Annotated in this window: 1 pseudogene; it reads left to right on the forward strand. The window is 63.1% G+C overall.

The annotated features are described in order from the left end of the window. Positions 1 to 1824, forward strand: a pseudogene (locus tag SCT_RS15185) (RHS repeat protein); the annotation flags it as partial.

The raw sequence follows: 1824 nt of genomic DNA on the forward strand, positions 1-1824 counted from the left end.
GTGGACGGCCCGCTGGGCTACGGCTGGACCCACAGCTTCAACCACAGCCTCAAGTTCTACGGCGTCGAAGGCGGTGCGGCCAAAGTCTCCTGGATCGACGGCACCGGGGCCGAGAAATTCTTTGCCACCACCGGCCAGACCGGCGGCAATCTCTCAGCAGGTGTCATCCCCAGTCCCGCCGGCACCTTCGTTTCTTTCCAGCGCCAGGCCGACGGCACCTACACCCTGCGCGAGAAGAACGGCCTGACCTACAAATTCGAAACCGCCACCGGCCCCAGCGGCGTGCCCGGCACCGCCACACCGGTCTATGCCCGTCTGCTGTCGATCACCGACCGCAACGGCAACGCGCTTAACCTGAGTTATTCCGCAGCCTGCGGCAACAACCTGTGCAGCGTAACCGATGCGTTGGGGCATGCGCTGACCCTCACCTACACGGGCAGCCACCTCACCCAGATCCAGGACTTTACCGGGCGGCAGTACCAATATGGCTACACCGACGGCAACGGCAACCTGACCAGCTTCAAGAATCCGCTGTCAGTCACCAATGCCGCCACCCAACCCCCGGTAACCTACAGCTACTACACTACCGTAGACGGCACCCGCCTCAACCACCTGATGAAGCAGTACACCCTGCCGCGCGGCAACGGCATGAAATTCGAGTATTACGCCAACGGCCGCACCTTCCGCCACACCGTCGTCAACACCGATGGCAGCCTGTCTCCGGATCAGGTCAACAGCTTCACCTACAACGACTTCCGCCGTGAATCCGTCCAGGTCAACGAACGCGGCCTGGAGCGCCACTTCTTCTTCGACGCCAACGCCAACCCGCTCAAGATCGTTGAAGAAAACGGCGCCGAGCACAGCTACCAATACACCCAGAGCGGACAGCCGTACAGCCGCACCGCCAAGACCGACCCGCAAGGGCTTTACACCCAGTACGCCTATGACGCCAGCGGCAACGTCACCCAGATCACCACGCCCAGAAACGCCACCGTCAAATTCTTTGACTTCACCGCCTACAACCAGCCGCGCCGCATCCAGGACGCACGCGGCAACTGGAGCATCCTGCGCTATGACGCCGCCGGTAACCCGACCGACAGCATTCGCACGGTCTCCACCTATACACCCGCCACCTGCAGCGGCGAATGCGCGATCCCTGCCGCAGCGCAAATCCTGTCCTGGAGCGTCAACGGCTATGATACCCATGGCAACCTGACCAGCAGCAAGCGCGTACGCGACTTCGCCGCTCAAATCGCAGCCAACACCCCGACCAGCACCACCGGCCCGATCGTGGCCTACACCTATGACGCCAACCAGCTCAACGCCACCACGGTCGCGCGCACCGGCATCAAGAACAGCGACGCAGCTCCTACCACCCAAAGCGCCGCGCTCACCTACGATCCCCTGGGCCACCTCAAAACCGGCATCGACGCCGACTGGTACCCGACCAGCTTCAGCTACGACTCTGTCGACCGCATCATCCAGGCCACCGACCGGCTGGGCAAACTGCGCGACTACCAGTTCGACGCCAACGGCAACCCGGTCGGCCAAAAGCTCAAAACCAGCCTGTACGGCACCCAGACCCTGGTGGACAGCAGCGCCGCCCGCTACGACGATGCCGACCGCCTGCTAGCTGCCACCGACGCCGGCGGCAATGTCACCGGCTACAGCTACGACGCCGCCGGCAACGTCATCCAAATCACCAACCCCGACAACTACCGTATCGGCATCGGCTATGATGCCGCCAACCGCGCCATCATCGCCTACGATCAGGAAAGCAACGCCGTCTCATCCAGCCGAGACGCTGACGGCAAGGTGCGCAGC

This window comes from Sulfuricella sp. T08 (genome assembly GCF_000971475.1).
In the GTDB taxonomy this organism is placed as follows: domain Bacteria; phylum Pseudomonadota; class Gammaproteobacteria; order Burkholderiales; family Sulfuricellaceae; genus Sulfuricella.